Raw genomic sequence first — 18,894 nt, 5'->3', positions numbered from 1 at the left:
TCCACTCAATCGAAGCCAAGGAGATCGAAGATGTCGCGGTCCTTGAGCGGCACCGCCTGCATCGGCTCGACGCCGGCGAGCAGCGAGGCGGCGAGGCGCAGATATTCGTTCTGGGCGCGCTCGACGTCCGGCGAGGGCTCCATCTCGAACAGCGTGCACTTCTTCAGCCGGCTCTTCCGGATGACGTCGAGATCGGGAAAATGCGCCACCGTCTTCAATCCGGCGCGCTCGTTGAACTTGTCGATCTGGTCGGTGGCGGCGCTGCGGTTGGCGATCACGCCGCCGAGCCGCACCGGATAGTTGCGCGACTTGGCCTGGATCGCGGCGACGATGCGGTTCATCGCGAAGATCGAGTCGAAATCGTTCGCAGCCACGATCAGCGCACGATCGGCGTGCTGCAAGGGCGCGGCGAAGCCGCCGCAGACGACGTCGCCGAGCACGTCGAAGATCACCACGTCGGTGTCCTCGAGCAGGTGATGCTCCTTGAGCAGCTTGACGGTCTGGCCGACGACATAGCCGCCGCAGCCGGTGCCGGCCGGCGGCCCGCCGGCCTCGACGCACATCACGCCATTGTAGCCCTGGTAGACGAAGTCCTCGGGGCGCAACTCCTCGGCGTGGAAATTGACCTGCTCGAGGATGTCGATGACCGTCGGCACCAGCCGCTTGGTCAGGGTGAAGGTCGAGTCGTGCTTCGGATCGCAACCGATCTGCAGCACGCGCTTGCCGAGCTTGGACAGCGCCACCGAGAGGTTCGACGAGGTCGTACTCTTGCCGATGCCGCCTTTGCCGTACACCGAGTACACCTTCGCGGTGTCAATGACCACGTTCGGGTCGAGTTGCACCTGGACGCTGCCGGCCCCGTCAGGTCGGCGCGGCGCCGTCGTCGGCGGAGGTCTCAAAGTCACGTTCATGCGGCAACTCCCACGCCTTCGAGGCGATCTTCGAGCTCTTCCCCGGCCTTGCGCAGCACGTCGAGCATTTCGGGGTCCGGGGTCCAGTAATTGCGCTCATGCGCCTCGATCAGGCGATTGGCGATCTTCGCCGACGCGGCCGGATTGAGCGAGGCAAGCCGCTCGCGCATCGCGGGGTCGAGCACGAAGGTCGTCGTGATCTGCTGATAGACCCACGGCGCGACCTGGCCCGTGGTGGCCGACCAGCCGATCGTGTTGGTCACGTGCGACTCGATCTGGCGCACGCCCTCATAGCCGTGAGCGAGCAGCGCCTCATACCATTTCGGATTGAGCGTGCGGGTGCGGGTCTCCAGCGCGACCTGCTCCGACAGCGTGCGCACCGTGCCCTCGCCGCGGGTCTGGTCGCCGATATAGACCGGCGCGGCCTCGCCCTTGGCGCGCTTCACCGCGCGGCTGATGCCGCCGAGCGTATCGAAATAGTGATCGATGGTGGTGACGCCGAGCTCGACCGAGTCGACGTTCTGATAGGCCGCATCGACCCCGGCGAGCACATGGCCGAGCAGCGCGTCGCGCCTGACAGGGCGGCCGTCGGGGCCATAGGCAAAGCCCTTGCGGCGCGTGTAGACGTCGGCGAGCTCGTCCTCGTCGGTCCAGGCGCCGCAATCGATCAGGTGATTGACGTTGGCGCCATAGGCGCCCTCGGCATTGCCGAACACGCGCAGCGCGGCATCGGCGATCTCGCCGCCATGGGCGGCCTGGAACGCCAGCGCATGCTTGCGCACGTAATTGAATTCGGCCGGCTCATCCGCCGATGCCGCGAGCAGCGCGGCTTCGGCCAGCAGCTTGGTCTGCAGCGGCATCAAATCGCGGAAGATGCCGGAGAGCGTGATCACGACGTCGATGCGCGGGCGTCCGAGCTGCTCCAAGGGGATCAGCTTCGCGCCACAGAGACGGCCATAGCTGTCGTGCCGCGGCTCGGCGCCCATCAGCCAGAGCGCCTGCGCGATCGGACCGCCCTCGGTCTTGAGATTGTCGGTGCCCCACAGCACCAGCGCGATCGTCTCCGGCAGCTTGTGGCCCTCGCCGGCATGGCGGGCCAGCAGCCGCGCCACCTGGCGCTCGGCATCCTTGAGCGCGAAGGCGCTGGGGATGCGGAACGGGTCGAAGCCGTGGAGGTTGCGGCCGGTCGGCAGCACGTCGGTGTTGCGCAGCAGATCGCCGCCCGGCACGGGGCGGATGTAGCCGCCGTCGAGCGCATGCACGATCGCGGGCGTCTCGCTGTCGGTGGCGAGCAGCCGGTCGAGTTCGGAGCGCTTGGCCAGATCGGTGATGCCGGCGAGGTCGAGCAGCTCGGCGCGCTGCTGTTGCAGCGGCGGCGCGCCGACGATGTGCAGGCCATGCGGGATCAGCGAATATTCCAGCTCCAGCACGCTGGCGGAGAGCGCAGCGATGCGCGCGTCGCGCTCACCGCTCCACAGCGGCTCAGCCGCGGCGAGATCGACCGCCGCCGCCTGCGCCTGGATCAGCGCGGCGCTGTCCGTCCTCACCTCCTCGGTCGCATCCGGCGACAGATTGCGCCAGGCATCCAGCGAGGACTTCAGGTCGGCAAGGCCCTTGTAGAGACCGGCACTGGTGATCGAGGGCGTGAGATAGCTGATCAGGGTGGCACCGCCGCGCCGCTTCGCCAGAGCGCCCTCGGACGGATTGTTGGACGCGTAGATGTAGAAGTTCGGCAGGTCGCCGATCAGCCGCTCCGGCCAGCATTCTGCGGACAGCCCGGCCTGCTTGCCCGGCATGAATTCGAGCGCGCCATGGGTACCGAAATGCAGCACGGCATGGGCGCGGAAGTCCTCGCGCAGCCAGCGATAGAACGCCGCGAACGCATGCGTCGGCGCGAAGCTGCGCTCGAACAGCAACCGCATCGGATCGCCTTCGTAGCCGAAGGCGGGCTGCAGGCCGACGAACAGATTGCCAAACTGCTCGCCGAGCACCAGGAGGCTGGCGCCATCGGTCTGATGACGGCCGGGCGCCGGGCCCCACTGCTTCTCGATCTCGGCGAGATGACGTTCGCGCCGGACATGCTGATCGACGGGAATGCGCGCCGCGACATTGGCGACGGTGCCGAAGCGCTCGGCATTGCCCTTGAGCACACGGTTGCGCAGCGCGTCCACAGTATCCGGGACGTCGATCGTGTAGCCTGCCGCACGCAGCGATGTCATCACATTGTGCAGCGACTCGAACACCGAGAGATAGGCCGCGGTGCCGGCGCTGCCGCCGTTCGGCGGGAAGTTGAACAACACCACGCCGAGCTTCCGCTCGGCGCGCGCCGAGCGGCGCAGCTCGACGAGCCTCGCGACGCGCGCGGCGAGTTGCGTCGCGCGCTCCGGCAGTGAGGCCATGTCACGGCCGGCATCGGCCATCGCCGACCGGCCGCCGAACACGGTGGGGCCGACGGCGCCGTCGAGCTCGGGGATCGCGACCATCATGGTGGCTTCGACGGGCGTCAGACCGCGCGCGTCGTCGTGCCACTGCTCGACGGTCTGGAACTCCAGCGGATGCGCCGCGATCAAGGGCACATCGAGGCCGGCCATGACCTGCTCGGCCGCACGCGCGTCGTTATAGGCGGGACCGCCGACCAGCGAGAAGCCGGTGAGCGAGATCACCGCGTCGACGGTGGCGACACCGTCCTTCTGGAAGTAACGCGCGATGGCGGGGCGCGAGTCGAGCCCGCTGGCGAACACCGGCACCACGGCGAGCCCGCGCGCCTCCAGCGCGGCGATCACACCATCATAATGCCCGGTGTTGGCGGCGAGCAGATAGGAGCGCATCAGGATCACGCCGACGCGGCCAACCGCCTTCGATGTGGTGGGCAGCTCGTCGGCGCGCTCCACGATCCGCTGCGGCAGACGCGGGTGGTAGAGCCCGACATCCGGATAGGTCACCGGCTCGGCGGCATTCAGCCTGCCGCGCAGCGAGGCGCGCGGCCCGTCGGCGTAGCGGCCGACTAGGAAGCGCACCATGTTCGCAAAATTCTGCTCGGAGCCGGCGAGCCAATATTGCAGCGTCAGGAAATAGGCGCGCAGATCCTGCGCGGTGCCAGGGATGTAGCGCAGCAGACGTGGCATCCGCTGCAGCATCTTCATCTGGCCCTGGCCGCTGGAAGAGCCTGAGCGGTTGCTGCCGCGTAGCCGCTTCAAGAGGCCGAGCACGCCGGTGGCCGAGCCCGACATCGTCAGCTTGCCGAGCCGGGTCAGGCGCACGACCTCGCCGGCCGACAGGCAGCCGATCATGGCGTCGCAGTGGTCGCGGCGCGCCGCCAGCGCGGGCAGCACCGGCTGGATGTGGTCCTCCATGAACAGCATGGTGGCGACCACGATGTCGCCGGTGGCGATGTCGTCGAGGCAGTGCGCGAGCGCGTTCGGATTGCAGCCCCACTCGTCGGCCGCGTGAACCTTGAGATCGAGACCGGGCAGCTCCGCCTGCAATGTCGTGCGTGCACGCACGGCAGCCGAGGCGAGATGGCTGTCCATCGTCACGATCACCACCCGGATGGGTGTGACGTCAGCGACCGAAATGCGCTTTGGCATCGTACAAGGTCTCGAGCGTGATCAGGTTGACGTTGCGCTCGCGCGCGAACCGTTCGGTGTTGCGGCGCGCCTTGCCGCGCACGAAGAAGGGAATCTTGGTCAGCTCGCGCTCGGCGTCGGAGGCCCAGGCGAGTTCAACCGATGCGACGGTTTCAACGACGCGCAGCTGCGGCTGCTGTGGCGGTGCCGCTGGCGCGGCACCGAGATGCGATGGCGCGTGATCGGCGAATTCGTGATCCTCGCGGAACATGCCGAGCAGATGCTCCTCCAGGCCCATCATCAGCGGATGCACCCAGGTGTCGAACAGCACGTTGGCGCCTTCGAAGCCCATCTGCGGCGAGTAGCGCGCCGGGAAATCCTGCACGTGGCACGGCGCCGAGATCACGGCGCAGGCAATGCCGAGCCGCTTGGCGATATGCCGCTCCATCTGCGTGCCGAGCACGAGCTCCGGCCGCAGCTCGCCGACGCGGGCCTCGACCTCGAGATAATCGTCCGTGATCAGCGGCTCGACGCCGTAGATCGCGGCGGCTTCGCGGATCTCGCGAGCGAACTCGCGCGCATAGGTGCCGAGGCCGACGACCTCGAAGCCGAGCTCCTGCGTCGCGACGCGCGCTGCGGCGACCGCGTGGGTCGCATCGCCAAAGATGAAGACGCGCTTGCCGGTGAGATAGGTCGAGTCGACCGAGCGCGAGTACCACGGCAGCCGGCTCTCGGTGCGCGCCAGCACGGGCTCCGTACCGACGCCGGCAAGGCTCGCGACCTCCTTGATGAAGTCGCGTGTCGCGCCGACGCCGATCGGGATCGTGCGCGTATAGGGCTGGCCGAACTGGCGGTTCAACCATTGCGCCGCCGTCAGCGCGATCTCGGGATAGAGAACGATATTGAAATCGGCTTGTGGCAGACGAGCGAGATCTGATGGCGTCGCATTCCACGGCGCGACCACGTTGATCTCGATGCCGAGCTCCACAACCTGCCTGGTCACTTCCGCGAGGTCGTCGCGATGACGGAAGCCGAGAGCCGTCGGACCAAGCAGGTTGCAGACTGGACGGGCGCCTGTCTTCCTTTCACGGCGGGGGGAGCCATCAGCGGAAGACGCAGCCAACGCCCGTACAATCCGGTAGAACGTTTCCGAAGCGCCCCAATTCTCCTTGCGCTGATAGGCCGGCAGCTCGAGCGGGATCACCGGAATCGGAAGCCTCAAGGCCTGCGCCAGCCCGCCGGGATCGTCCTGGATCAGCTCGGCCGTGCAGGACGCGCCGACCAGCATCGCAGCCGGCTGGAAGCGCTCATAGGCCGCGCGTGCCGCGCTCTGCAGCAGATCCGCGGTGTCGCCGCCGAGATCACGCGCCTGGAAGGTGGTGTAGGTGACCGGCGGCCGGCGGTCGCGGCGCTCGATCATCGTGAACAGCAGATCGGCGTAGGTGTCGCCCTGGGGCGCGTGCAGCACGTAGTGCACGTCGCGCATCGCGGTCGCGATGCGCATCGCTCCGATGTGCGGCGGTCCTTCATAGGTCCAGACCGACAGCTGCATCTCACACCGCCAATCGGGTTTGCCGCAGCAAGGGCCGCGCGAACAGCTCGGCGAGATCGCCGGCCTGCTCAAAACCCTGGATCGGCGTGAAGATCAGCTCGATCGACCATTTCGTCGTCAGGCCCTCGGCCTCCAGCGGGTTGGCAAGGCCGAGTCCGCAAACGACGAGGTCGGGCCGGGCTTCGCGGCAACGATCGAGCTGCCGCTCGACGTCCTGGCCCTCGCTGAGCTGCGTGCCATCAGGCAGCAGCGCCAGCTCGGAGTCGAGATGCTCGCGGTGCAGATAGGGCGTGCCGACCTCGATCAGCTCCATGCCGATCTCGCGCGCCAGGAAACGCGCCAGCGGGATCTCGATCTGCGAATCCGGAAACAGGAAGACGCGCTTGCCGGCGAGCTGCGCGCGGTAGCGCGCCAGCGCCTTCTCCGCGCGCGCCTTGAGCGGCGCGATTGTCCGCTCGACATGCGCGCGCGACACGCCGAAGGCGTCGGCCGCGGCTACGAGCCACAGCGCCGTGCCTTCGCCGCCGAGCGGGAATGGCGCCGCGATGCGGCGGCAGCCGCGCTCTTCAAGCGCGCGTGCGGTGTCGCCGAGGAAGGGTTGCGCCAGCAGCACCCGCGTTTGCGGGCCGATCGCCGGCAGCTCCGACGAGCGCCGCGGCGGCAGGAACGCAACCTGATCGATGCCGAGCGCCGCAAAACTCCGCCTGAACTGATCCTCGACGACATCGGCGAGCGCGCCGACCACGAGCAGCGATGGCCGCGCAGCCCGATCGGCTGCGGGGAGCACCGGCACGAGCGACGCGAGGCAGGCATCCTCGCCCTGCGTAAACGTTGTCTCGATGCCGCTGCCGGAGTAGTTGAGCACGCGCACATCAGGTGAGAAGCGCTGCGACAGCCGCAGCGCCGCGCGTGACAGATCTAGCTTGATCACTTCCGATGGGCAGGAGCCGACCAGGAACAGCAGCTTGATCTCGGGACGGCGCGCCAGCAGCTGACCGACGATGCGGTCGAGCTCGTCATTGGCGTCGACGAGCCCGGCGAGATCGCGCTCCTCCATGATCGCGGTGGCGAAGCGCGGCTCCGCGAAGATCATCACGCCGGCGGCCGACTGGATCAGATGCGCGCAGGTGCGCGAGCCGACGACGAGGAAGAACGCGTCCTGAATCTTTCTGTGCAGCCAGACGATGCCGGTCAGGCCGCAGAACACCTCGCGCTGGCCGCGCTCACGCAGCACGCCGTCCGGCGAAGCAGGTGGTTTCACGGCACAGGCTTGTGCATGAGCATTCATGACGCGCGCTCCGCACGGGACGTCGCCGCCATCGCCTCGTCCTGCAGCCGCGCCGCGCGCAGCTTGAGCAGGAATTGCGCGGCGTTGATCGCATAGGCTGCGTAGGCGGCGAGCACGAGCAGCATCTGCTGCTGGGCGCTGCCGACATGGCCGATGATCGCAGCCAGATAGGCCGTATGCAGCGCGATCACCAGCATCGAGAACACGTCCTCCCAGAAGAAGGCCGGTGCGAACAGATAACGTCCGAACACGACCCGCTCCCAGATCGAGCCGGTGATCATGATGGTGTAGAGCAGCGCCGTCTTGAGAACGACGGAGGCGGTCGCGAGCCACAGCCCCTCGCCGGTCGCGAGATAGCGCGCCACGAGGCCGAGGCTGATCAGGAAGACGAGAAATTGCAGCGGCGCCAGAATGCCCTGCACCAGAGTCCATGGCGTGGCGTCGCGCCGGCGCTTTTCCTCAGCCGTGTAAAGCGCTTGCCGCTTTGCACGCGACGCCGGGTCAGGCGTGAAGCAGAGCTGGCTCCAGAGCGACGGATCAGTGGCGGATGTGAACTGCGCATCACACGATGTGTAAAGATGATTTGACAACATCGGTGCCCAGTGATGCGATGACGACAACCACAGGGGGATTGGTGGTGCACCGCACTCGGTCTGATCAACGTCACGTTGTGCAGTTCGCAGGTGGCGCATCGCAAATCCCCGAGTGCGAGCCCGATGGGGAAACGCTAGACCTGGGCAGGAAGAGTGTCAATCAAAATTGACGTCAAATAATATTGACGCAACGAGTGACGTGCGCTCATATGGAGGGGAGGCGCTTATGACCGAGCTCAATGAGACAGCCCGATTTCCGCGAGCCCGCTTTCGGACGAAGCGTGGGCAGCCCGGTTTTCATTCGCCGGCATCGCCGCGCATCGTCGCGCCGCTGCGCACCACACGCCATCCCCAACTCAACGACGCGATCGAAGCCGAGATCATTCCGCGGCTCGTGATGGCCCATGCCTCCGCGCTGGAACGCGTCCCGGCGATCATCACGGCCTCGGCGCAGGAGGCGGCTGATTTCGCCGAGCTCGTGCTGGACGCGGACGATGTTGGCGCGGTGGCCTGCATCCAGGCGCATCGCGATCACGGCGAGACCCTGGAGCGCATCTATCTCGATCTCCTGGTCCCCACCGCGAACCATCTGCGCCATCTGTGGGCGGACGACGAGCGCGACTTCGCCGACGTCACGCTCGCGCTGTGGCGGCTGCAGCAGCTGCTGCGGCATTTCAGCCCGGCCTTCTGCGCCGAGCTCGCGGTCGCGCCCGCAGGACTGCGCGTGCTGCTGACCACGGCGCCGGGCGACAGGCGCGAGCTGGGCCACATGATGTTCGGTCTCGTGCTGGCGGGCGAGTTCTTCCGTCGCGACGGCTTCGACACCTGGATCGAGCCCGACACGGCCGATCGCGGCTTCGTCGAGACGCTTCGCTCGCAGTGGTTCAATGTCGTCGAGTTCTTCGCCACCAGCGACAGGAAGCTTGACGATCTCGCCTCAAACATAAGGATGGTCCGGCGCGAGTCCTCCAACCAGGACGTCGGCGTGCTGGTCTGCGGTCCTGCTTTTATTGAACGGCCTGAACTCGTTCTCCTGGTCGGTGGCGACGGTGTCGTCTCCGATCCGAGCAGAGAGGCTTCGCAAGCCCGGCACGTCGTCAGTCTTCTGACCGAACGGCGATAGCTGAGGGTGCAGTGAAGATGAATGCTGGAACGAGACTTGCCGCGCGAAGGCTCCTTGACTGGGAGGACAACGGCGTTGGTGAGGGCGTTCAGAGCTCCGAAAGAGTCGCTTGGCGACCTCAATGCGGATGTTGCGGGCATGCTGGTGGCCGCAGCGTCCGACATTGCGCTCGCGCTCGACGCCGACGGCAACATTCAGGACCTGGCTTTTCAACAAGCCGGCCTGCCGCTTGAACTGAGAAACACAGACGCGTGGATCGGCCGATCCTGGCAAGCAACAGTGTCCGAGGAAAGCCAGACAAAGCCAGAGCTGCTGCTCACGGAGGCCTCCCAGCGCAAGGTGTCGCGCTGGCGCGAGGTGCGTTATCCGGCCGCGCGCGGGCCTGACATCCCGATCCTGTTCGCGGTGGTGGCGATCAAGGGCGCGGCGCGCTTCATCGCGGTCGGCCGCGACGTGCGCGCCACCGCCGCGCTCCAGCAGAAGCTGATCGAGGCGCAAGTTGCCATCGAGCGCGACTATTCGCGCATGCGCAACGCCGAATCGCGCTACCGGATCCTGTTCCAGATCACGTCGGAGCCGGTCCTCATCGTCGATGCGGTGAGCCATCGCATCGTCGAGGCCAACCCGGCCGCGGCCGCCCTGCTCGATCACGGCGCCGCCAATCTGATCGGCAAGCTGTTCCCCGATGCGCTGCTGCTCGACGACATGGCGATGTCGCAATCCCTGTCGCTGGCGATCCGCTCGCAGGGCAAGATCGAACGCGCCAGGATCCGGCTCGACGGCGGCCGCGACTATCTGCTCGACGGCACCTTCTTCCGGCAGGACAACGCGTCGCTGTTCCTGCTGCGGTTCTCGCCGCTGGCCACGCAGCCTGCACTCCCGAAGAGCTCCGACGTCAACACCCAGCTCGTGCAGTTCGTCGAATCGGCCCCCGACGGATTCGTCATCACCGACATGGACGGCCGCCTGCTGCACGCCAACGCCACCTTCCTGCAGCTCGCGCAGATCGAGAACATGCACCAGATCCTGGGCGAGACGATCGACCGCTGGATCGGCAAGTCGGCGATCGATTTCTCGGTCATGCTGACCAATCTGCGCCAGCATGGCAGCGTGAAGCTGTTCTCCAGCGTCGTCCGCGGCGAGCACGGCTCGCCGGTCGACGTCGAGATCTCCGCCAGCACGGTCGGGGCGCCCGGCCAGGCCAGGCTCGGCTTCACCATCCGCAATGTCGGCCCGCGCATCTCCAGCGACGGCGGCGACCACGGCTATATTCCACGCTCCCGTGAGCAGCTCGCCGAGCTGATCGGCCGCGTGCCGCTCAAGGAGCTGGTGCGCGAGACCACCGACGTGATCGAGCGGATGTGCATCGAGACCGCGCTCAAGCTGACCGGCGACAACCGCGCGACCGCTGCCGAGATGCTCGGCCTCAGCCGACAGAGCCTCTACGTCAAGCTGCGGCGCTATGGCCTTGCCGAGCCGAGCGAAGAAGACAGTCAGTTGGAATAGGTGGAACAGTTGCAATGACCGAGATCGCGCCCGTCCCGCTCGCTCCAGGGATTCCATCAAGGCTTCAGCCCTCGGCCGTTCTCGAGCTGTTGAAGCCGATCACGTGGTTTCCGCCGATCTGGGCGTTCGGCTGCGGTGTGGTGTCGTCAGGCGCGCCGCTGGCGTCGCGCTGGCCGATCGTGATTGCGGGCCTCGTGCTCGCCGGGCCGATGGTGTGCGCCACCAGCCAGGCCGTCAACGACTGGTTCGACCGTCATGTCGATGCGCTCAACGAACCGGACCGCCCGATCCCGTCGGGCCGCATTCCCGGACGCTGGGGTCTCCATATCGCGCTGATCTGGACGGTGCTGTCGCTTGGCGTCGCCACCCTGCTCGGCACCTGGGGCTTTGCCGCGGCGGCGCTCGGCCTTGCGCTCGCCTGGGCCTACAGCGCGCCGCCGATCCGGTTGAAGCAGAACGGCTGGTGGGGCAACAGCGCCGTCGGCCTCTGCTATGAAGGACTGCCCTGGATCACCGCGGCGGCGATCATGAGCGCGCAGGCGCCGTCCTGGCCGGTGCTCTCGATCGCCCTGCTGTATAGCGCCGGCGCGCACGGCATCATGACCCTGAACGACTTCAAGTCGATCAATGGCGATCGCGTCAGCGGCGTCAATTCGCTGCCGGTGCTGCTCGGGCCCGAGCGCGCCGCGCGCCTCGCCTGCATCACGATGGCGCTGGCGCAGGTCGCGGTGCTCGTGCTGCTGATCGTCTGGAGCCGACCGGCCCATGCCACGATCGTCGCAGCGCTGATCGCGGCCCAGCTGGTGCTGATGCGGCGCTTGATGACGAATCCGCGCGAGCTCGCGCCCTGGTACAACGGGACCGGCGTGCTGCTCTACGTGCTGGGCATGCTGGTCACGGCCTTCGCGCTGGCGGGGTTGCCGGCATGAGCAACGCTGCGCCCGCTCCTCTGTCCTGGTTCGGCATCGTCAGGTTGGGCCTGGTGCAGACCGCGCTTGGCGCGGTCGTGGTGCTGACCACCTCGACCTTGAACCGCGTGATGGTGATCGAGCTCGCTCTGCCGGCCATGATCCCCGGCCTCCTGGTCGCGATCCATTACGCGATGCAGGTGCTCAGGCCCTGGCTCGGTCATGGCTCCGACGTCGGCGGGCGTCGTTTCGCCTGGATCGTCGGCGGCATGGCCGTGCTCGCCGCCGGCGGCCTGCTGGCCGCCGCCGCTACCGCGCTGATGGCGACGCATCTCGCTCTCGGTCTCGCGATCGCCGTGGTCGCCTTCATCATGATCGGCATCGGCGTCGGCGCCGCCGGCACCTCGCTGCTGGTGTTGCTCGCCAAGCGCACCGCGCCGGCGCGGCGCAGCGCCGCCGCCTCGATCGCCTGGATCATGATGATCACCGGCTTCATCGTCACGACCGCGGTGGCCGGCAAGGCGCTCGATCCGTTCTCCGGCGAGCGGCTGATGCTGGTGTCCGGCACGGTGTCGGCGATCGCCATGGTGCTGACCTTGCTGGGTGTCTGGGGGATCGAGCAGCCCGACGCGTCTCCTCACACGACCTCCGGCGCCGCGAATCGCTCCGGCTTCATGGAAGATTTCCGCGAGATCTGCCGGGAGCCGCAGGCGCGGCGCTTCGCGATCTTCATCTTCGTCTCGATGCTCGCTTACAGCGCGCAGGACCTCATCCTGGAGCCGTTCGCCGGCAGCGTGTTCGGCATGACGCCGGGCCAGACCACGCAGCTCTCTTCCGTGCAGCACATGGGCGCGCTGATCGGCATGATCCTGATGCCGGCGATGGCGAGCCTGCATGCCGACTGGCGGACGCGGCCGCAGCCCTGGATCATCGGCGGCTGTCTCGCCTCGGCGCTGGCGCTGCTCGGCCTGGTCGCCGCCGCCACCGTCGGCCCGGCCTGGCCGCTACGCGCGTCCGTGCTGCTGCTCGGCATCACCAACGGCGTCTACGCCATCGCCGCGATCGGCGCGATGATGAACATGGTCAGCGAAGGCCGCGACAATCGCGAGGGCACGCGCATGGGCCTGTGGGGCGCCTCGCAGGCGATCTCGTTCGGCATCGGCGGCTTCGTCGGCACCGCGGCGGCGGACGCCGCGCGTCACCTTATGCCGTCGACCGCCTCGGCCTACGCGGCGGTGTTCGCCGCCGAAGCCGCCTTGTTCGTTCTCTCCGCCTGGCTCGCGATCTGGATCAAGCGCCCGCGCGAGCAGACGTCGCCGCTTCAGCCACAGCCGGCCAACCAGGGAGCCTGACCGATGAGCCCCTCCTCCAGCCCCAAGACCTTCGACGCGGTGATCATCGGCGGCGGACCGGCCGGCGCAACGGCCGCGAATGATCTGGCCCGTCACGGCCATCACGTGCTGCTGCTCGACCGAGCCGGCCGCATCAAGCCGTGCGGCGGCGCCATTCCACCGCGGCTGGTCGCCGAGTTCGAGATTCCCGACCATCTGCTGGTGGCCCGAATCTCGTTCGCCCGCATGGTGTCGCCGAGCAACCGGGACGTCGACATGCCGATCGACGGCGGCTTCGTCGGCATGGTCGATCGCGAGCATTACGACGAGTGGCTGCGCGCACGCGCGGCGGAAGGCGGCGCGATCCGCCGCACCGGAACCTTCAGCCATATCGCGCGCGACGACGACGGCAGGTCGGTGGTGCACTACGTCCGGCGCATGGACGACGGCAGCGTGCGCGAGGACAGCGTGCGGACGCGCGCCGTGATCGGCGCCGACGGGGCGGTCTCGGCCGTGGCGCGCCAGTGCATCCCCGAAGCCGGCGAGATGCGCTACGTGTTCGCGTATCATGAGATCATCCGCTCGCCGGACCGCAGCCATCCGGTGTTCGATGCCGCGCGGTGCGATGTCGTCTATCGCGGCCGGCTGTCGCCGGACTTCTACAGCTGGGTGTTTCCGCACGGACCGACCACCAGCATCGGCACCGGCAGCGCGCATAAAGGCTTTTCGCTGCGGGGCTCAGTCGCCGAATTCCGCAAGGCTGCCGCGCTCGACGATCTCGACACCATCCGCCGCGAAGGCGCGCCGATCCCGCTGAAGCCGCTGTCGCGCTGGGACAATGGCCGCGACGTCGTGCTGGCCGGCGATGCGTCGGGCGTGGTGGCCCCGGCCTCCGGTGAAGGCATCTATTACGCGATGGCTGGCGGCCGCGCGGCCGCCGACGCCGTTGCCTTGTTCCTTAAGACCGGCGATGCAGCCGCCCTGGCGACGGCCCGCAAATCCTTCATGCGCAGGCACGGCGCCGTGTTCTTCATCCTCGGTCTGATGCAGCGCTACTGGTACACGAGCGATGCCCGCCGCGAGCGCTTCGTCGCGATCTGCCGTGACAAGGACGTCCAGCAGCTGACCTGGGACGCGTACATGAACAAGGAATTGGTCCGCGCCAAGCCGCTGTCGCATGTGCGCATCTTCTTCAAGAACATCGCGCACCTCACCGGGCTCGCGAGGGCGGCGTAGCGGCTCGCGCGATGGATGAGCTGTTTCACAGCCCGCATCTGGTCGACCTGATCCTAACGGTGGTCGCGGTGGAGCTTGCGGCCGTGACGTGGATCTGGCAGCGCCACCGCCGCGGCATCAGCCCGCTCGCGCTGCTGCCCAATCTGCTCGCCGGGGTGTTCCTGCTGCTGGCTGTACGTTGCGCGCTGACCGGGGCGCCGTGGTTCTGGCTCGCGGGCTGCCTCGCCGCCTCCGGCCTCGCCAACGCGGCTGATCTCAGGCAGCGGTGGCGTTGAGGCATATCGCCTCTTCAAATGACTCATGCGCTCGGCCCGCGCAAACCCCGCTGACGCAAAGGGCACCCACAGCTGTCGTCCCGGCGAACGCCGGGACCCATAGCCACCGGCAACTATCGGTTTCACAGAAGGCTCAACGCGCAGCGTGCCCCAAGGGAGATCACGCGGTATGGGTCCCGGCGTTCGCCGGGACGACACGGGTGCGTGCGGAAGGTGCGCGGGCAACCGCTCAGAACCTGAGCGCGGTACCGACGCCGCTCACTTCTTCTCAGAGAACGTCTTCAGATACGCGATGACGTCCTTGCGCTGCTGCTCGTTGGCGAGCTTGAACACCATCTTGGTCGAGCCGGTCGCCTGATCCGCCTTGCCCTTGTCGGTGAGGAACTTCTTCAGGAAGGCGTTGGGATCCGGGAGGTATGCGAAGATATTGTCCTCGGTCCAGACGAGCCCCGCCTCGCCGGCATGCTTGTTCAGCTCCGAATAGGCAAAGCCCGGATAGGTCCCGGTGGGCCGGCCGACGACGCCGGTGAGGACCGGACCGACGGCGTTCTTCGCCTCCGGTCCGATCCGGTGGCACGTCATGCACTGCTTGAAGACCTGCTCGCCCTTGGCAGCGTCCCCGCCGTCCAACGCGAACGCGGCACCCGCCGACATGGCAGTCATGACCACTGCAACCAAACCCGATCGAAGCATATGCGACCTCCCGATGCGTCGTTTCGTTCGCCCTTGTGATTTGCTCCTTACAGGTAACAGTGTCATGCGATCTTGTCATGTCTGGTTCAGGCGAAAGTGAGCGAATAAGTCGCAGCTCGAACATGCAATAGGCGCAGGGATACCAACGAAAGCTGGATGCTCCGAAATAAGCCTTGACAGCGAGCGCCCTGCATGGGCTAACGACATTCTCAAGACTCTCAATACGTTAGCGGGATGGGGCGCAACACCTTCAAAATGCGCGCCAAATGAACTGGCCGCGATCCCCCGAGCGTCTCAAGAGGGTGCCAAAGATAACGGGTGCCAAGACCATGGCCGAGTTTCACGGTCCACGACCCGACGTGACATTGCTGCTGGACATGGACGGCGTGATCCGTGAGGCGACGCTGTCGCCGAACATGTCAGCCGAGAATGTCGACATCTGGCTCGGCCGTCCCTGGTCCGAGATCGTCGATGATGCGAGCGAGAAGATCGAGCGCATCATGCAGGACACCAAGCGGACCGGCATTTCCGCGTTCCGGCAGATCACGCAGCGGTTCCCGAGCGGTCTCGAACTGCCGATGGAATTCACGACCGTGCTGCTCGGCGGCCGGGCCGGCATGCTGGCGATCGGCAAGAATCTGCAGGCGGTCGCGGAGCTCCAGGCCCGGCTGATCTCGGCCCAGCAGACCATCGAGCGCGACTACTGGAAGCTGCGCGAGATCGAGACGCGCTACCGCCTGGTCATCGAGGACTCCAACGAGGCTGTGCTGCTGACGAAAGTGTCAGATCTGCGCATCGTCGAAGCGAATCGGACGGCGGCGGCCGCGCTCGGCGTTTCAAGCCGTCGCCGGGACAATCTGGTGGGCCGCGAGTTCCTGCAGGAGATCCCGCAAAAGGATCGCGAGCCGGTAGAGCTGATGCTGAGGCGCGTCCGCGACCAGGGCAAGGCGCCGGGCATCGTGATTCACCTCGGCCACGACACCGCACCCTGGATGCTCCGGGGATCGCTGATGACCAGCGAGACCGCGCCGATGTTCCTGCTGCAGATGGCGCCGATCGGCAAGGCCGCGCAGCCCGGCCCGGTTCCCGACGATCCCGAAGCGCTGATCGACAATCTTCCCGATGCTGTTATCAGCATCGATGGCACCGGTGCCATCAAGCGGGCCAATCGGGCCTTCCTGGAGCTGGTCGAGGTCGGATCGAAAGAGGCGCTGATCGATGAGAAGCTGAGCCGGTGGCTGACGCGCCCCGGCGCCGACCTTTCGGTGCTGATCTCCAACGTCGAGCGCCATGGAGCCGTCCGGCTGCTGTCGACCACGATCCAGGGCGAGCTCGGGACCGAGACCGAGGTCGAGATCTCGGCTGCCGCCCATGGCCTCGACGGCCAGCGCCGGATCGGCCTGGTGTTGCGCAACATCGCCAGGCGGTTGTCGCCCGCGGCGGAGCATGACAATCTGCGGGTCGCCCTCGCGGGCCTCAATGAATCCGTCGGCAAGACACCGTTGCGCGACCTGGTGAGGAGCACGGTCGAAGTCGTCGAGCAGCATTACGTCCGCGCTGCGCTCGAGCTCGCCAACGGGAACCGGACGTCGGCTGCCGAAATTCTCGGCCTCAGCCGCCAGAGTCTTTACGCCAAGCTCGATCGGTATAATCTGAGCCAACTCGAAGAAAGCGACGAGGAAACCGAAAAGGGGAGATAGTTGCCCGTTCCGCTGACAACGCCGGCCTTCGGCCACGCTACTCTTGCGGATTGCGAGCGTGAACAGATTCATCTCGCAGGCTCGATCCAGCCGCACGGCATTCTCCTGGCGGTCAAGGAGCCCGACAACATCGTCATCCAGGCCAGCACCAATGCGGCCGTCTTCCTCAACACCGGCTCCGTGGTCGGCCGTCCCTTGCGCGATCTTGGCGGCGACCTGGCCCTGCAGATCCTGCCGCATCTCAACAGCCCGCTCCATCTGGCTCCGATGACCCTGCGATGCACCGCCGGGGCGCCGCCGCGCCGGGTCGACTGCACGCTTCACCGACCCTCGAATGGCGGGCTGATCGTCGAGCTGGAGCCGGCGACGAAGACGACCAACATCGCGCCTGCGCTCGACAGCGCCTTCCACCGCATCACCTCGGCCTCATCGTTGCTCGGCCTGTGCGACGAGACGGCGACCATCTTCAGGGAGATCGCCGGCTACGACCGCGTCATGGTCTATCGCTTCGACGAGGACGGCCATGGCGAGGTCTTGTCGGAGCGGCGGCGGCCGGATCTGGAGGCCTTTCTCGGCAACCGCTATCCGGCATCCGACATTCCGCAGATCGCGCGCCGGCTCTACGAGCGCAACCGCGTGCGCCTCCTGGTCGACGTCAACTACACGCCAGTGCCGCTGCAGCCGCGCATCTCGCCGCTCAACGGCCGCGACCTCGACATGTCCCTGAGCTGCCTGCGCAGCATGTCGCCGATCCACCAGAAATACCTGCAGAACATGGGCGTCGGCGCGACGCTGGTGTGCTCGCTGATAGTCAGCGGAAGGCTGTGGGGACTGATCGCCTGCCATCACTATGAGCCGCGCTTCGTGCCGTTCGACATTCGCGCGGCAGGCGAGGCGCTGGCCGAGACCTGCGCGATCCGGATCGCGGCGCTGGAGAGCTTTGCCCAAAGCCAGTCCGAGCTGGTCGTGCGCCGGCTGGAGCAGCGGCTGGTCGAAGCGGTGTCGCGCGACGGCGAATGGCAGGCGGCGCTGTTCGACGGCTCGCAGTCGCTGCTGCAGCCGCTCGGTGCGAGCGGCGCGGCGCTGCTGTTCGAGGGCCAGGTCACGACCGCCGGCGACGTCCCCTCGACGCAGCGCATCCGGGATCTCGCGGCCTGGCTCGATCGCCGGCGCAACACGCCGGGAGCAGCCCCCGAGGGCTTGACGGCGACCAGCTCGCTGACGCTCGACGAACCGTCCTTTGCCGACATCCGCTCGATCGCCAGCGGCCTGATCGCCGCACCGCTGTCGGCGAGCGAGGGCGAGTATCTGTTGTGGTTCCGGCCGGAGCAGGTGCGGACGGTGACCTGGGGCGGCGATCCGCTCAAGGCCGTCATCATCGGCGACGATCCGTCGGATCTGTCGCCGCGGCGCTCGTTTGCGAAATGGCATCAGCTGGTCGAAGGCAAGTCCGAGCCGTGGTCGAGCGCCGAGCTCGCCTCCGCCCGCGTCGTCAGCGAGACGGTCGCCGACGTGGCGCTGCAGCTGCGTTCGGTGCGCATGGTGATCGCGCAGGACCAGCTCGCCACGATCAGCGCCCAGGTGCTGCGCTCGGAGCAGCCGGTCATCATCGCCGATGTCGAGGGCCGCATCCTGCTGATGAACGAAGCATTCGAGCAGCAGCTGCGCGCCTCGCATCCGCACATCCCATATCTGCGCGACCTCGGCAGCTACTGCACCGCGCCGGCGGAATTCCGCGCCAATCTCGACGACCTCATGCGCAACAAGCGCAGCTGGCGCGGCGAGCTGACGCTGACGGGCGGCGCCTCGCCGCAACGGCCGTTGATGGTGCGCGCCGACCCGGTGATCGCGCCGTATGATCGCGTGCTCGGCTTCGTGCTGATCTTCTCGGACTTGACCGAGCGCAAGACCGCCGAGGCGGCCCGGGCGCGCTTCCAGGAAGAAATCGACGGCGCCCGCCGGCCCACGCTGCGGCTCGATCAGAGCGCAAGCCTGATCTACAAGGAGCTCGCCGCGTCTACCGTCGAGAACGCGCAGCTCGCCGCGCTGGAGGTGACGCACGGTGCGCAGGCCGGCAGCATGCCGGAGATGCTGGAGAGCATCCGCAATTCGACCACGCGGACGCTGGAGATCCTCGAGCACCTGGTGTGGTATCGCTCGCAGAGCGAGGAGTGAGACGAGGGAGAGTGTCTGCGGTACGTCGTTGATGAAT

The 18,894-nt window shown here is 67.1% G+C and carries 14 protein-coding genes; 8 read left to right on the top strand and 6 right to left on the bottom strand.

Annotated features, from left to right (window positions below):
* Nucleotides 1-5 precede the first annotated feature (5 nt).
* Genes bchL through bchF form a run of 5 tightly spaced genes read right to left on the bottom strand, consistent with a single transcriptional unit; the run spans nt 6 to nt 7,907 of the window.
* Entirely contained in the window at nt 6-911 is a 906-nt protein-coding gene (gene bchL, locus QX010_RS30295) for a ferredoxin:protochlorophyllide reductase (ATP-dependent) iron-sulfur ATP-binding protein (RefSeq protein ID WP_315803462.1), read from the bottom strand.
* Nucleotides 908-4,498, bottom strand: a complete 3,591-nt coding sequence (locus QX010_RS30290; protein WP_316183313.1) for a magnesium chelatase subunit H — start codon at nt 4,496-4,498, stop codon at nt 908-910. Before QX010_RS30290 ends, bchL begins: the two co-directional genes overlap by 4 nt.
* On the bottom strand, nt 4,473-6,029 hold the full coding sequence (bchB, locus tag QX010_RS30285; RefSeq protein WP_316183312.1) for a ferredoxin:protochlorophyllide reductase (ATP-dependent) subunit B: 1,557 nt from the start codon (nt 6,027-6,029) through the stop codon (nt 4,473-4,475). The genes QX010_RS30290 and bchB overlap by 26 nt, the downstream gene beginning before the upstream one ends.
* Before the next feature lies 1 nt (nt 6,030).
* Nucleotides 6,031-7,317, bottom strand: a complete 1,287-nt coding sequence (locus QX010_RS30280; RefSeq protein WP_316183311.1) for a ferredoxin:protochlorophyllide reductase (ATP-dependent) subunit N — start codon at nt 7,315-7,317, stop codon at nt 6,031-6,033.
* The gene (bchF, locus tag QX010_RS30275; protein ID WP_316183310.1) at nt 7,314-7,907 is read right to left on the bottom strand and encodes a 2-vinyl bacteriochlorophyllide hydratase; all 594 of its coding nucleotides are present in this window, start codon (nt 7,905-7,907) and stop codon (nt 7,314-7,316) included. The genes QX010_RS30280 and bchF overlap by 4 nt, the downstream gene beginning before the upstream one ends.
* A 229-nt stretch (nt 7,908-8,136) precedes the next feature.
* Between bchF and QX010_RS30270 the strand changes: the two genes are divergently transcribed.
* The 6 genes from QX010_RS30270 (at nt 8,137) to QX010_RS30245 (ending at nt 14,289) form a co-directional block, all read left to right on the top strand.
* A complete protein-coding gene (locus tag QX010_RS30270; RefSeq protein WP_316183309.1) occupies nt 8,137-9,033 on the top strand; it encodes a B12-binding domain-containing protein in 897 nt (298 codons plus the stop codon).
* Nucleotides 9,034-9,171: 138 nt separating this feature from the next.
* The gene (ppsR, locus tag QX010_RS30265) at nt 9,172-10,539 is read left to right on the top strand and encodes a transcriptional regulator PpsR (RefSeq protein WP_315803456.1); all 1,368 of its coding nucleotides are present in this window, start codon (nt 9,172-9,174) and stop codon (nt 10,537-10,539) included.
* Nucleotides 10,540-10,553: 14 nt separating this feature from the next.
* On the top strand, nt 10,554-11,468 hold the full coding sequence (gene chlG / locus QX010_RS30260; RefSeq protein WP_315803455.1) for a chlorophyll synthase ChlG: 915 nt from the start codon (nt 10,554-10,556) through the stop codon (nt 11,466-11,468).
* Complete coding sequence (locus QX010_RS30255) at nt 11,465-12,799, top strand: BCD family MFS transporter (protein ID WP_316183308.1); 1,335 nt, start codon at nt 11,465-11,467, stop codon at nt 12,797-12,799. The genes chlG and QX010_RS30255 overlap by 4 nt, the downstream gene beginning before the upstream one ends.
* Before the next feature lie 3 nt (nt 12,800-12,802).
* Nucleotides 12,803-14,014 carry a geranylgeranyl diphosphate reductase gene (locus tag QX010_RS30250; protein ID WP_316183307.1) on the top strand — a complete coding sequence of 404 codons (1,212 nt, stop codon included), beginning with the start codon at nt 12,803-12,805 and terminating at the stop codon, nt 14,012-14,014.
* 11 nt (nt 14,015-14,025) lie between these two features.
* Entirely contained in the window at nt 14,026-14,289 is a 264-nt protein-coding gene (locus tag QX010_RS30245; protein ID WP_315803452.1) for a hypothetical protein, read from the top strand.
* Nucleotides 14,290-14,547: 258 nt separating this feature from the next.
* Here the strand turns inward: QX010_RS30245 and QX010_RS30240 are convergent, their stop codons facing one another.
* The gene (locus QX010_RS30240) at nt 14,548-14,982 is read right to left on the bottom strand and encodes a c-type cytochrome (RefSeq protein ID WP_410051992.1); all 435 of its coding nucleotides are present in this window, start codon (nt 14,980-14,982) and stop codon (nt 14,548-14,550) included.
* Between the two features lie 329 nt (nt 14,983-15,311).
* Here QX010_RS30240 and ppsR (QX010_RS30235) point away from each other — a divergent pair, with 329 nt between their 5' ends.
* The gene (ppsR, locus tag QX010_RS30235) at nt 15,312-16,682 is read left to right on the top strand and encodes a transcriptional regulator PpsR (RefSeq protein WP_316183306.1); all 1,371 of its coding nucleotides are present in this window, start codon (nt 15,312-15,314) and stop codon (nt 16,680-16,682) included.
* Nucleotides 16,683-18,857 (top strand): GAF domain-containing protein, encoded by a 2,175-nt coding sequence (locus QX010_RS30230; RefSeq protein WP_316183305.1) that lies wholly within the window; start codon nt 16,683-16,685, stop codon nt 18,855-18,857. It begins immediately after the preceding gene.
* The last annotated feature ends 37 nt before the right edge of the window (nt 18,858-18,894 follow it).

The organism is Bradyrhizobium sp. SZCCHNRI1009 (assembly GCF_032487575.1).
Classification (GTDB): Bacteria; Pseudomonadota; Alphaproteobacteria; order Rhizobiales; family Xanthobacteraceae; genus Bradyrhizobium.
The sequence above is the reverse complement of the archived record's forward strand: the minus strand, read 5'-3'. Positions and strand labels throughout refer to the sequence as shown.